Origin of the sequence: Fibrobacter sp. UWB7 (genome assembly GCF_900142945.1) — a bacterium.
Taxonomy (GTDB): Bacteria; Fibrobacterota; Fibrobacteria; order Fibrobacterales; family Fibrobacteraceae; genus Fibrobacter.
In genome coordinates this window covers 1216071-1229595 of record NZ_FRCO01000001.1, presented here as the reverse complement: position 1 = coordinate 1229595, position 13525 = coordinate 1216071, and the positions used below count along the sequence as shown (strand labels likewise).

Annotated in this window: 8 protein-coding genes; 6 read left to right on the top strand and 2 right to left on the bottom strand. The window is 45.8% G+C overall.

The window, feature by feature from the left end; translation table 11 throughout:
• Positions 1 to 24: 24 nt before the first annotated feature.
• Both BUC30_RS05100 and BUC30_RS05095 read right to left on the bottom strand, forming a co-directional pair.
• The gene (locus tag BUC30_RS05100) at positions 25 to 1752 is read right to left on the bottom strand and encodes an ABC transporter ATP-binding protein (protein ID WP_073423816.1); all 1728 of its coding nucleotides are present in this window, start codon (positions 1750 to 1752) and stop codon (positions 25 to 27) included.
• A complete protein-coding gene (locus tag BUC30_RS05095; protein WP_073423815.1) occupies positions 1745 to 3508 on the bottom strand; it encodes an ABC transporter ATP-binding protein in 1764 nt (587 codons plus the stop codon). Before BUC30_RS05095 ends, BUC30_RS05100 begins: the two co-directional genes overlap by 8 nt.
• A gap of 179 nt (positions 3509 to 3687) precedes the next feature.
• On the opposite strand from BUC30_RS05095, the gene BUC30_RS05090 reads away from it, so the two are divergent.
• The 6 genes from BUC30_RS05090 to BUC30_RS05065 all read left to right on the top strand — a co-directional run bounded on the left by BUC30_RS05090 (position 3688) and on the right by BUC30_RS05065 (position 13347).
• Positions 3688 to 4890, top strand: a complete 1203-nt coding sequence (locus BUC30_RS05090) for a hypothetical protein (RefSeq protein WP_073423814.1) — start codon at positions 3688 to 3690, stop codon at positions 4888 to 4890.
• A gap of 97 nt (positions 4891 to 4987) precedes the next feature.
• On the top strand, positions 4988 to 7237 hold the full coding sequence (locus tag BUC30_RS05085; protein WP_073423813.1) for a TonB-dependent receptor: 2250 nt from the start codon (positions 4988 to 4990) through the stop codon (positions 7235 to 7237).
• Between the two features lie 15 nt (positions 7238 to 7252).
• On the top strand, positions 7253 to 7474 hold the full coding sequence (locus BUC30_RS05080; protein WP_014546404.1) for a FeoA family protein: 222 nt from the start codon (positions 7253 to 7255) through the stop codon (positions 7472 to 7474).
• Positions 7471 to 9501, top strand: coding sequence for a ferrous iron transport protein B (gene feoB / locus BUC30_RS05075; protein ID WP_073423812.1), 2031 nt, complete (start codon positions 7471 to 7473; stop codon positions 9499 to 9501). Before BUC30_RS05080 ends, feoB begins: the two co-directional genes overlap by 4 nt.
• A 202-nt stretch (positions 9502 to 9703) precedes the next feature.
• Positions 9704 to 11941 carry a TonB-dependent receptor gene (locus tag BUC30_RS05070; protein ID WP_073423934.1) on the top strand — a complete coding sequence of 746 codons (2238 nt, stop codon included), beginning with the start codon at positions 9704 to 9706 and terminating at the stop codon, positions 11939 to 11941.
• A 59-nt stretch (positions 11942 to 12000) separates the two neighbouring features.
• Positions 12001 to 13347, top strand: coding sequence for a hypothetical protein (locus tag BUC30_RS05065; RefSeq protein ID WP_073423811.1), 1347 nt, complete (start codon positions 12001 to 12003; stop codon positions 13345 to 13347).
• Positions 13348 to 13525: the final 178 nt, after the last annotated feature.

Genomic DNA, 13525 nt, shown 5'->3' with positions numbered 1-13525 from the left:
TAGTAGGTGGTTATTGAATGAGTTCTAGTTCACTTCTTGGAGCTTGAGCATTTTGCCGAAGAGGCCGCCTTTCGCTTTTAGTTCTGCGGGGGAGCCGGTTTCGACAACTTGACCGTTTTGCAGGACTACAACCTTGTCTGCATTGGCGATGGTGCGCATGCGGTGGGCGATGATGATGACGGTCTTGTTCTGCACGAGTTTCGAAATGCTCTGCTGAATCTTGGATTCGTTTTCGACGTCGAGGCTTGCGGTAGCTTCGTCGAGGAGCACGATGGGGGCGTCCTTGAGGATGGCGCGGGCGATGGAGATTCGCTGGCGTTCGCCGCCGGAGAGCGTGTCGCCGTTTTCACCGATGACTGTGTCGTAACCTTGCGGGAGCTTTTGCACAAAGTCATCGCAGTTTGCAAGTTTTGCAGCTCGCAGAATTTCTTCGTCGGTGGCATCGCGTTTACCGATGCGGATGTTGTCGCGGATGGAAGTGTTGAACAGCACGACATCTTGGAAGACGATGGAGAAGTTTTTGAGGAGCGTTTCGGGATCGATTCTTGAGATGTCCTGGCCGCCGAGCGTGATGGTGCCGCCTTGAATGTCCCAGAAACGGGCGGCGAGCTTTGCGGCTGTTGTCTTTCCGCTGCCAGACGGGCCCACGAGTGCGGTGATTTCGCCTTGCTTGGCGGTGAACGAAGCCTTCTTCAAAACTTGCTTTTCTTCGTTGTAGTAGAAATCGACGTTCTTGAATTCAATGTCGTAATCAGCGGGCTCAAACTTTGTGGAACCGCGCTGGACTTCCATATCGTCCATTTCCTTGAATCGCTTGAGACGAACATCCAAGAAGAATAGTTCCGTCATGTTGTTTAGAACGAGATAAATGGGGCTGTAAATCGTCGATGCGCAGACGATGTACACGAGGTAATCAAATACGCTTAATTTGTCTTGTGCAAGGAGGATAGAACCGAAAATGAGAACGGAAGCAAGGCCGAGTTTCAGGAAAATTTGTGCACCGTTCAGGATGACTCCTGACATGAATTCGCCTTTAATCTGGGAATGTTCATAGAATTTGGAGTGATCGTCCAATGCTTTGCAGACGCTTTCTTCTTCGCAGTAGGACTTGATTTCTTGAATATTTTCAAGGCTTTCCTGGATATCTTCGGTAATGACGCGGGCCGCATTGTAGGTGTGCTTGAAGTTTTTGAACTGTAATTTGCGGGACAAGTAAATGAGCAATCCTGCAAATGGTGCTACCCACAAAAGTGCAGTAGCCATCACTGGATTGTAAATGATGAGTGCGACTGCGCAGATAACGAGCATCGCGGCGACTGCGAAAATTTCAGGAACGGCGTGCGAGAAAATCATTTCAAGAGCGTTTACGTCGTTCATGATGGTCGATGTCAAGTCGGAAAGGTCCTTTTTGCCAAAGAAGGCGAGCGGGAGCTTGCGCAACTTTTCGGCGAGCGTGATGCGACGTTTTTTACATTCCGAATAGACTGATTCGTACGTGCTGTCGTAAGAAAGCGCGTAGATGAAGTACATGACAAGGTAAATGACGACCGCAATTGCTATGTAAACCCAGAAATTATGCGGTTCTGCCGACGGATTTTGCATTTTCGCCATGAATTCCTTGAGGAACAGGAATACGAACGAAAGCGGGAGCATTAACGAAAGGTAATGCCACGTTGTCCAAAATACGCCTTTGATAAATGTTTTTGTACCTTCATCAGAGAGGACAAAGCGATTTTTGATCCAATTATACATTCTTGCCTCCGATAGTCCAGCTGACGGACTGCTGATAATCTTGCCACATCTTGGCGAATACGCCGCCTTTTTCAACGAGTTCCTTGTGCGTGCCGCGTTCCACGATGCGTCCGCCTTGTACGACGAGAATCTGGTCGGCATTCACGATGCTTGTGAGTCTGTGTGCAATCATCAAGACTGTTTTGCCCTTCGAAAGCGTTTGCAGTGCTTGCTGGATAAGGCTTTCGTTTTCGGGGTCTGCAAATGCGGTCGCTTCATCAAGAACGACGATGGGGGCGTTCTTGAGGATGGCTCGTGCAAGTACGATTCGCTGCTGCTCGCCACCAGAAAGGTATGTACCCTTGCTGCCGATGACGGTGTTGATGCCTTCGGGCAGGCGGTCAATGATTTCGCGGCATTGGGCGAGATCAAGCGCCTTGTTGACGCTTTCAATGGATGCCTCAGGAGTTCCGTAACGGACGTTTTCCAAAATACTCTTCTTGAAGAGTCGAGTATTCTGGAAAACGAATGATGTGTTTTTCATGAGGACTTCTTGGGGTATTTCCTTGATGGGCGCGCCGCCGACTAAAATTTCACCATCGTTGGCGTCGAAGAATCTCGGGACGAGCTTTGCGATGGTGCTCTTGCCGCCGCCAGATGTACCAACGAGTGCGACTGTTTCGCCTTCCTTTATTTTGAATGAAATGTCATGAAGGACTTCATTTTCTGTGCCGGGGTAGGTGAACTTGACATTCTTGAATTCAATATCGAAATGCTTGACTTCTTGCGGGCTTGTCGGTGTAGCAAGTTCTGGGTAATCTGTCAACGATTCAATGCTACCAATGGCGAGTTTTGCTTGGTTTACTGCTTGGCTCAAGTACATGCTGCGCATGACGCACTGCGAGAAAACGGGGGTCACGAGAACATAGAGCATCAAGTCCACGATTGTGGCGGCGATGTTGCCTGAACTTGTTGCGATGAGGAATGCCGTGGGGACGAGGATGAGGGCAACGCCGTTGATGAGCGTTGTGTAAGAGCACATGATGAACTTCCAACTGCTAGAATATGCAGTGACCATTTGGTGGTAATCATCAATTGTTTTATAGAAGTTCTTAAAGGAATAAATAGTTTGCTGGAAGACTTTCACAACGGGGATGCCGCGCACGTATTCGACCGCTTCTGTATTCATGTCTTCGAGAGACTTCATGTACTTTTGCATAAAGTCCTTGCTCTTGTTCATCTTGGAGCCGAGCGTGATGATGGCGTAGGCAATTGGGACGAGTGATGCGATGCCAAGACGCCAATCGAAAATGAACAACAATACGAGCGAGGCGATGGGAACGACGATGGTCCCTGCTAAATCCGGAAGCTCGTGCGCCATGAATGTATGTGTGACGGCTGCGTTGTCGTCAATGATTTTGCGGATGCGTCCGGTGGGATTCTTGTCGAAAAAGCCAAGCGGGAGCTTGAGCAATTTTTTCATGGTGATTCTGCGGATGTTGCCTTCGATGCGGAAGGCGACTAAGTGCGAACAGATGAGCGCTGAAAAATAGAGCACGATGCTTATGACGGAGAAAATGACGGCCATCAATGCGTAATGCTTGACCATGTCGTATGAAATATTACCTGTGTCAGCGAATAATTCACGGACGATGAGCCATACATATATAAAGGGAGCGATCCCCGCGATGGAACTCAGTGATGAAAATAAAAGTGCAAACGGATATAAAATTTTTCGCGATTGCATATAAGGTGTTAGTCTTTTGAAAACACTCATAGTTACCTTCTGTTTGTTTTTCGCACCAATTTTAATTTATTGATGTCTTGTTTTAAAGGTTATATTAGTCATATCTAACTTTTTGGATTGGTTTGAGTCCATTTGGAGTTGAGGCGGTCTTTTGGGATTTCTAAAATGCGGGCGAAACTTAAAAAGGTGTATAACACTAGGAGTCATTTATGAATAAAAAACTCATTGCACTTACATTTGCTGCAAGCCTTTTTGCCGCCTGCGGTAGCGATTCTTCGAGCAATGCCGATTCCGAAAAGGATGATTACAAACGCGAATTTGCAACTTCCATTTCGACCGGCGAAACAATGTTTATCGGCACGATGTCCCTCGATCACACGGATGATTTGGGCAAGGACTTTGTTGAAGTCGGTACGCGTGCAGGTGTTGTCTATTACGATAATTCCCTGTTCATCGCTGATTTGGATGTTGGTTCTATTTCCCGTTATAGCCTGGCTGAAAACAACAAGCTTGGCAAGGTGACTGCAAAGCTCTCTCTCCCGGGAACTTGGGTAAACCACATTTACTTTGTCAACGAAGAAAAGGCTTATTTGGGCGGTATGCTCGATTCCTTGATCATCATCAACCCGAAAACCATGAAGAAGACGGGCGCCATTGACCTTTCCAAGTACAAGAATAGGGACGCTCTCGTGGTGAGCCCGGGAACTGGCGTGATTGTTGACGACCGCCTTTATGTGGGTCTTTTGCAGAATGTGAGCGATTATGCTACGGGTAATGAAGCCCAGGTCGCCATTATCGATGTCAAGAAGGACAAGGTAATTGATGTTGCCAAGGATGACCGCATTGCTGCCGTGGGTTCTTTGGATGACTCCCAGAATCAGTCCTTCGTTGTGCTTGACGGTTACATCTATTGCTACAGTAATGCTTCTTGGGGCTACGCTCCAGGCCAGGTTGATGGCTTCCTCCGCATTAAGGTGGGTGAAACCAAGTTCGACGAAAAGTACGTTTGGAAGGTCAGCGAAGAAGTTGGCGTTAAGAACCTTACGGAAAAGGGTAACTTCAAGTATCTCTCTCCGGCAACGTATCCGTCGGAAGATGGCTATGTCTATGCTTTCTTGAACGTGATGGTTGATTTGCAGCAGACTTGGACGGACATGGATAGCTATCACAATAACACTTGCAAGCCGGTGCAGGTTGACCTTGCCAAGAAGAAGATCAAGGCTTTGCCGATTGGTTATTCTTCGAGCTGGGCAAGCTACGGCAAGTATGTGGAAGATGATGGCAACGTAATTTTTGCGGTCTCTACTGAAGAAGATGGCAATGCTTACTTCCGCTATGATCCGAAGACGGATAAGGCTAAGAAAATTGCTGAAGCCGAACAAATCCCGATGTGGATTGTTCCGCTGAAGTAATAGATGCTTTGAAAAAATGGTGACCCCGTCCCGGCACAAGGCCGGGATGACAGTCCGGGGTGACATTGTAAAAAAGTAGTTCTGGGTTTTATTGAAGATGAATATTCGTAAGTTTGCTACTGTTTTTGCCGCTTTTGCGGCATTTGCCGTTGTTTCTGCTTATGCACAGGATGACGAAGTTACTTCGTTCGAAGATTTTGATGAACCCGTCGCGGAAAGCAATGCGACGGACGCTCCAAATGGTGGCGCTTCTGAAGTAAATGCTGCGGGCGCTTCCACAAGTTCCGAAGAAGTGACGAAACTGGATTTGCTTTCGGTCGAGACAGAATCCGAGGCCGAACAGGCTGCTATTGCAAAACAGGTTGAAACGGTTTCAACGATTGATGCCGCTGAATTGCAAAATACGAGCAAGAGCGTTTCCAAGGCGATTAATTCTGCGTCTGGCGTGAAAGTGCGCAAGTCTGGCGGAATGGGTAGCGAAGGCAAAATAAATATTCGCGGCATGGAAGGCAAGAACATCAAGGTGCTTGTCAACGGTGTTCCTGTCGAAACGCAAGGAAATTTGGGACTTGACGATATTCCTATTGACCAGATTGCGGATATTGAAGTTTATAAAGGCTATATCCCGGCACGTTTTGCGACAGACGGCGCGGGCGGTGCCATTAACATTGTGACTAAAAAACGTCCGACAAATTCTGTGGACGCTTCTTATAGTATTTCGAGCTTCAATACGCACAAAGCTTCCGTTGCCGCAAGCCATTTGATTGATAGCATTGCGGGCGCTGCAAGCCTTGAAATTGGTGTGTCCGGTTACTTTAACCATTCCGATAACGATTACGAATTTACATCGCCGTATATGAAAAGTTCTACGGGCGAAGATACGAGCGTTGTTCGCGATCACGACCATTATACCTCTTACAATGTGCAGGCTTTTGCAAATTTGATGAACGCCTGGTTTGACCAAATTTCGTTGGGTGCAAGCTTTGGCGCGTTTGACAAGCAGATTCAGGGCATTGAAAATCGCATTAAGGAATCAACCTCCGAAGGCTATAATTTCGGTGCTTCTTTTGGGCTAGACAAGAAGAATTTCTTTGCGAAAAACTTGAATTTCGGTGATTTTTTTTCGTTCGGTTATGCCGAAAATAAAATCATTGATACGAGCCGAGTCCATTGCCGCAACTGGTTTAGCTGCGATACAGCGCAGAAGAATGTGGGCGAACTCGTGTCTATGGGACTTCCGAGATTGCGCACGGTGCAGGTGTACGATTTCAATAATTTGCTGAATTTTGATTATCAGTTTATTAAGGATCAAAAAATTTATTGGAATACGCTCATCAAGTACCACAAGGAAAATCCTGAAGACGATTACGGCTCTGAAAAGGCTCAGTTTAATACAGCTGGGCTTCCGGGAGTAGTTTTCTCGATAACGACGGGGCTTTCTCTTGAAAATAATTTCTTTGATTCGCGCCTCCAGAATCTTCTCGGTTTCAAGTTCCATTACATGAAGGCTGAAATTTCGAATATGCCGACGAGCCTTCTGATTGAACCTGCGGTGGAATCGAACGACTACCATGATTTTAGTTATGATGAAAGCTTGATGTTCAAGATTGCAAAGCCCCTTTCCGTGAAGGCGTCGTATCAGCATGCTGTGCGCTTGCCGACTCCTGAAGAACTCTTTGGCGATGGCATTCGCGTGAGCGCGGCGACAAGCCTCAAGCCTGAACAGGCTGATAATTTCAATTTTGGAATTTCTGTAGACTTGCAGGAATTGCCGCTTGTGACAAGGCTCCGCTTTGATGGCGATGTGTTTTATTCGTACTACAAAGATAGAATCCATTACATGAGTTCGGCACAGATGTCTACGCCTTACTTTAACATGAATCCGATTCGTGCCTGGGGCTACGAAGGCGATGTGAAGTTGGATGTCAATGAATGGGTTTTGCTTGGGACGAACTGGACTTTCCAAGATTTGCGTAACATGAAATATACGGCAAAACAGGGCGTCCCCAAGAAGGCGATTGTGCCTAACATTCCGCGATTCTTTATGAATTATCTTGCGGAATTCCATATGGGTGATTTGTTTAGCAAAGAAGACTTCTTGAAAGTCTGGTGGTCCGCAAATTATACGGATGAATATTTCTACGGCTGGAAGATTAGCTCCCGCCAGAGCCGTAAAATTAAAGCTTCGTTCACGCAGGATGTGGGCGTTGAATATTCCATTTGGGATAATAAACTGGGCTGGAGCTTTGAAGTTGATAACATCACGGATAGCGAATCGTTCGATAAGTTTGGTGAAAGTAAACCGGGTAGAAGTTTTGCAACAAAGATTCGCTACAGTTTTAAATAGAAGGAGTTTGTAAGAATGTGTTTGTCTGAATTACAGGAAAATCAAAAGGGCTTGATTCAAAAGATTAACGGGGATTCCCGCTTCATTTCTCGCGTGGTTTCGATGGGGCTTCCGCCAAGCAGTCCGTTCTTGGTGCTGCAAAATGATGGACGTTCTCCAGTTCTTGTGTATTCGCACGATACGATGATTGCGATTAACCGCAAAGAATGCATGCAGATTGACGTGGAGATGGCATGAGAACGATTGCATTGCTGGGACAGCCGAATTCCGGCAAGTCCACTCTTTTTAATGCATTGACGGGTTCGCATCAGCATGTCGGTAACTGGCCCGGAAAAACGGTGGAAAGGGCGGAAGGCTTTTTCACGCAGGGCGAAGAACTTTATCGCGTTGTTGATTTGCCGGGTAGCTATGGGCTTACGGCAAACTCTGCCGAAGAAGTTGTGACGCGTACATACATTGAACATGGTTACGCCGATATTGTCTGCATTATCGTTGACGCGTCGCAGCTGGAACGCAGCCTTTACATGCTTGCAGATTTTGCAGGCGTTAAAAGCCCGGTGATGCTTGTGCTCAACATGATGGATGTTGCCGAGCAGAAGGGCAAAAAGATTGACGTCCAGAAAATCGAAAAGCTTTTGAACATTCCGGTGCTTGGCTTTACGGCGGCAAATTTGGACGGCTATCCGAAATTCTTTGAAACGCTGAATCGTGCGCTTGAAAAGAAGGCGACGATTTCGTCGGATAAAATTCGTGACATTGTTGAACGCGAAGGCGGAAAGTCGCGTGTTGAAAATCTGAAAAAGCTTGAAGATTTGATTGCATCTCTAAAATTTGACAATCGCGAAAGATTCTGGGTTGCATCAAAGCTTTTGGAAAATGATTCGCTTGTGCGTTCTGAAGTCGAAACGGCGGTGACGCCGGAACATTGGAAGCAAATCAAGGAAATTCTGGATGCTGAAGGTGCTGATGGCGGACTTTTGACGGGTGAAGCGAAGTACCGCTTTGTCTCTGAAGTTCTCCGTGATGCGTCTGAAGGCGAAGAAAAGTCGATGAAACTTTCTCGCTTTGATAAAATTGCGACGCACCGCATCTGGGGTAAAATTGTCGCGTTCTTTATTCTCGTGCTTACGCTTGCGGTGAGCATGATGATCGCAGTCCCGATTATTGCAAGCTGCTTTGGACTCCAGCATGTTGCAGAACCGCTTGTGGTTCAAATGTGCGAAAAGTTTGGCTGGTGGCCCTCTGTAGCGTCGTTCATCAATGGCGTTATCATTGGCGGTCTATCTGTGACTGTCGCCATGATGGGATTTGTCTTTGCAATTCTTGTGACGTTTGGATTGATGGAAGATACGGGGTACTTGGCGAGATCTTCGTATGTGTTTGACTCGTGGCTTTCACGGCTTGGATTGCATGGTAAGGCGTTTATGCCTTTGGTGTCGGGGCTTGCGTGCACGGGCGGTGCTGTTTGCGGTACGCGTGTGCTTGATACGCGCGGGCAGCGCTTGTTTGCAATGGTGCTTTTGTGGTCAATCCCGTGTGGCTCAAAAGTTGCCGTAGTGCTTTTCCTTGCTTCCGTTTTCTTTGGCTCGGCGGCTCCGCTGTTTGGCTTGGTTTATGTAGCGATGATTTTTGCATCGTTCTGGCTCTCGTCTAAGCTTTTCGGAAACAAGCTGATGCCGGTGAATGAACGCGTGGGCATGATTATGGAACTCCCGCCGTACCACAAGCCACATTGGAAAATTTTGCTCAAGACGGTTGCTCGCAATGTCTGGGCGGTTTTCAAGAAGGCGATTGCGGTCATTTGGTTTGTGTCCCTTTTGTTCTGGCTTATTTCATATTCGAAAGATGGAAATGTGGAACATAGCGTGCTTTACACCATTGGCAATGCGATTGAACCGTTTACGCAGATTTTCGGTATGCGCTGGCAACTGTTTATTTCGTATATCGGCGGAATCTTTAGCAAGGAAGCGTCGCTTGGCGTGATGAGCGTTGTCTTCTCGAGTACAACGGATGCGTTCTCGCTTGTTGCCCGTAATGAGGCGGGTGCAAATCTTGGCGAAATGATGCGTGCCGTGGTGACCATCCCGGAAGCTCTTGCATTTATTTTTGCATCGATGTTCAATATCCCTTGTGTACTTGCAATGGGTACAACGTATCGTGAAACGCATTCCCTTAATTGGATGCTTGCGATTGCGGGTTATTACTTTGCGATTTCGCTTGGTTTGGCGTTTATCGTTTACCACATTGCGCTGTGGGTGCTTTAGGACTTCTTCACAAAACCCAGACTACAATAGAAGCGGGTATGGCGTGCCGAACGGTGCGCCATACTTGTTTTATATCGCTGCGCTCAGAATGACGAAAAATTAGCTTTGTCTAATCGGATTGTTTTAAAACTATTTAGAGTAGAACCTTTATAGGGGCTTAATTTATTTTTACTCGTCCATGTTGGAATTGGGGCATTCAAAAATGAAAAAGAAAATTGCGTTCTCTGTTGCGTTGTGTTCTGCTTGTGCGATTGCGCAGAACGATGAAGTTACAAGCTATGATGATGCATTTTTTGATGAACCCGCGGCAGTGAGCGAAACGCCTGCTCCAACTGCAGTGAAAACTGAAGGTGCTGCAGAAACGCCTTCCAAGAATTCCTCAAAGCCCTCTGATGTTACGATTCTTGATGGTTTGTCTGTCGAGGATGAAAGCGAAGCGGAAGCTACTCCTGTCGATACAAAAACGAAAGCAGAATCCGTCAAAGTTTTGGATGCAAAGGAATTGCAAGGCTCCAGTGCAACAATTGCCGATGCAACAAATCGCTCAAGTGGCGTGAAGGTTCGTCAATCAGGTGGTCTTGGCAGCGAAAGTAAAATCAATATTCGCGGCATGGAAGGCGAAAACGTAAAAGTCCTTGTCGATGGTGTGCCTGTTGATAATGGTAACGGAAGCCTGTCTGTAAATGATATCCCGATAGATAAAATTGATCGCATTGAAGTTTATAAGAGCTATGTGCCGGAACGCTTTGCGACGGATGGCATGGGCGGTGTCATCAATATCGTGACGCATAACTTGCCCGAAAGTTCCATTACAGGTTCTTATTCATTCGGAAGTTTCAATACACATAAGGCTTCGTTGGATGCGAAATATGTTTGGGCGGTCGATTCTGCAAATCAGCGCTCTGTAGAAACGGGCATTTCGGCTTATTACAACTATTCCGATAACGATTACGAATTTACCACGCCGTATATGGATACGACGGTGACGCGTGAACACGATCGTTATTACAGTTATAGCATTGCTCCGTTTGTGAACTTGAACCGTTTTTGGTTTGACCGTATTTCGTTGGGCGCAAGCTTTGGTGGAATGAATAAAGAAATTCAGTCAACGGCGCATCGTGTTGAAGATGCGTTTGCTGAGGCATGGGGCTATGGCGTTTCTTTAGGACTTCAAAAGAATGATCTTTTTGTGAAGGGCCTTTCTGCTGGATTGTCTGTCGGTTTTAATTACAGCAAGGATCGTGTCGTTGACACAAGCCATGTGTATTACTTTGGATGGGATAAGAATAATTACAAGGAGATGAAACGTTCTTCCGGTGAAATGTCCATGGGCAGTGCAACTTATGTTGAACGCAAAAATTATACGTTGACGATGCCTTGGAATATCGGTTACGATTTCAATGACAATCATTCTCTTTTGCTTAGCGGCCTTTATCGCTATGAATCGCAGGATCCGAAAGACAAGTTGGCTGCTAAGGGACAACTCCTGAATAATGCGGGATTCCCTGGAAATAGCAATTCGTTGGTGGTTGGTCTTTCTTCTGAAAATAATTTCTGGAATAAGCGAATCCAGAATGTGGCGGGATTCAAGGTATATTATTACTCCATTACTGCCGATAATGTTGACGGAAAACTGAAACGTTTAACGGATGACGATGCCACAAATAAGGATGTTGGCTATAGCGAAAACTTACGTGTCAAGATTTTTGAACCGTTTGCTATTAAAGGTGGATACCAGCATAGCTTGCGTTTCCCGACTCGTGAAGAAATTTTTGGCGATGGAATGTATGTGCAGTGTGCTCCGAATTTGAAACCTGAAAAATCGGATAATTTTACTGCCGGTGCAGAACTTGATTTGGATAAGATTCCTCTTTTGCTTAAAATGCACTTGGAATTCAACTGGTTCTATTTGCTGATGGATAATCGAATTTATTGGAATAATTACGCCTCTATTCCGCGCCCGTATTATAATAGCGTCGGTACGATAACTTCAGGATTTGAAATTGACGCTGCGATTGATGTGAACGAATATGTTGCGCTCTCGTTTAACTTGACAAAGCAGGATGCAGAAAGCCGCGAAGCGGATATGTCGTTTGGTATTGCGAAAGGTCTTACTGTTCCGAATACGCCGACGTTCTATATGAATTTTGGAGCAGAATTCCATATTGGTGATTTGTTCTTCCGCGATGACTTCTTCAAACTTTATTGGTATGCAAATTATACGGATGAATATTATTACGGCTGGAAAGTTTCGGCAAAACAAGATCGCACGATCCCGAGTTCGTTCTCGCAAGATTTAGGTGTTGAATACTCCATTATGGCAAATAAGCTCTCTTGGAGTTTTGAAGTCAAGAATTTTACGGATGAACTTGTCTATGACAAGTACGGAGAATCTAAGCCAGGTCGCGCTTTTGCGACGAAGGTGAAGTTCTCGCTTTAATGGAATGCCCGCAGGCATGACAAGACGAAAGATTTAACAAATAACAAAAAGGAATAAAAATGAAATTCTACAAGTCCCTTATTCTTACAGCTGCACTCGGCTTGATGCTTGCTGGTTGCGGCGATGATTCTGGTTCCAATGCTCCGGCTGATGAACCGAAAAGCTCTTCGTCTTCAGAAAAGACGGCAAAGAGCTCTTCTTCTGTCAAGAAAGAAAACAAGAGTTCATCTTCGTCTGCAAAGAGTTCCTCTTCGGCTAAGTCTAGCAGCTCTTCTAAAGAAGAAAAGAAATCTGAAGATCAGAAGTACGTTCTTTCTTTCATGATGGAAACTTCTCAGTATGTGGGTATTGCTTCGCTTTCTGATGACCAGTCCAAGGTTGTCAAGAATTTTGTCGAAGCAACGAATTCTGGTTCTGTCATGTATTTTAATGGCTCTGTCTATGTGCTCGCTGCTGACAATGCCATGAACAGCACTCTTTCCCGCTATGAAGTTAAGGATGGCAAGATGGCTGACAAAGCTTCTGCTACGGCTAAGTTCACGGGAACGCAGTCTATTGCAATGAAGTTTGTCGACAAGAACAAGATGTATGTCGAACAGGCTTTGGGTGATGTGATTACCGCTTTGGATCCGACGACTCTCAAGGAAACTGCAAATATTGATCTTTCTAGCTACATCGATGAAGAAAGCGGTGCTTTGAGTACGGTTCCGGGTTCTGCTGTGATTAGCGGAGACAAGATGTATGTTTGCTTGAACCAGTTTGTTGATTTTACAAACATGATTGCTGGCCCGCGTGCATCCGTTGCCATTATTAACACCAAGACCGACAAGGTTGAGAAGGTTGTCTATAGTGACAAGGTTTCTGCTGTCGGTGGCATGGACGATATGAACGGCACGGCTTCCTTTGTTGATGAAAAGGGCGATGTCTACTTCTATTCCAATGCTTCTTACGGCTTTGTTGAAGGCTATAAGGAAGGTTGGATACGCATTAAGAAGGGTGAATCCGAATTTGACAAGGATTGGATTTTCCGCATGAATGAAGCTGAATACGATGGCAAGAAGACGAACGACAATCATTTGATGGTTGGCGGAACCTATATGGGTGACGGTAAGTTCATGGGCTTCTTTGGTAATTTTGAAGATCCGACGAACTTCAATAACTATGAATGGTACTTTGTGGTGGTTGATGTTTACAAGAAAACCATCAAGAAGCTTGACTTGAGCCCGACGATTCCGTGGTTTGCTCCGTCTATCCACTTGGATGCCGATGGCAAGAGCGTTTTGCTTGGCCATGCTGACAGCAAGGGTGGTGCCATCTACCGCTACGACATTGCTTCTGGCAAGGTCAAAAAGGAAATGAGCGTTAAGACGGGAACTGCTTACTACATCGTTCCGATTAAGGACTAATTAATTTAGGATTTAAAACTCCTACTCTTCTGATCCAGACTCCCATAGAAGAAAAAGTATGGCGTGCCAATTGTTGATTCATGCGGTGCGTCATATTTTTTTTATCTCGCTTTGTTCGAAATTTTAAAAATGTTACCCTAGTCTAATTGGAGCTTTTTTAAACCGTTTAGAGTAGAAT

What these genes read in the sequence shown, in the direction of transcription:
- BUC30_RS05100 (WP_073423816.1), bottom strand. Translation starts at nt 1,752, where the DNA reads ATGTATAATTGGATCAAAAATCGCTTTGTCCTCTCTGATGAAGGTACA.
- BUC30_RS05095 (WP_073423815.1), bottom strand. Translation starts at nt 3,508, where the DNA reads ATGAGTGTTTTCAAAAGACTAACACCTTATATGCAATCGCGAAAAATT.
- BUC30_RS05090 (WP_073423814.1), top strand. Translation starts at nt 3,688, where the DNA reads ATGAATAAAAAACTCATTGCACTTACATTTGCTGCAAGCCTTTTTGCC.
- BUC30_RS05085 (WP_073423813.1), top strand. Translation starts at nt 4,988, where the DNA reads ATGAATATTCGTAAGTTTGCTACTGTTTTTGCCGCTTTTGCGGCATTT.
- BUC30_RS05080 (WP_014546404.1), top strand. Translation starts at nt 7,253, where the DNA reads ATGTGTTTGTCTGAATTACAGGAAAATCAAAAGGGCTTGATTCAAAAG.
- feoB (WP_073423812.1), top strand. Translation starts at nt 7,471, where the DNA reads ATGAGAACGATTGCATTGCTGGGACAGCCGAATTCCGGCAAGTCCACT.
- BUC30_RS05070 (WP_073423934.1), top strand. Translation starts at nt 9,704, where the DNA reads ATGAAAAAGAAAATTGCGTTCTCTGTTGCGTTGTGTTCTGCTTGTGCG.
- BUC30_RS05065 (WP_073423811.1), top strand. Translation starts at nt 12,001, where the DNA reads ATGAAATTCTACAAGTCCCTTATTCTTACAGCTGCACTCGGCTTGATG.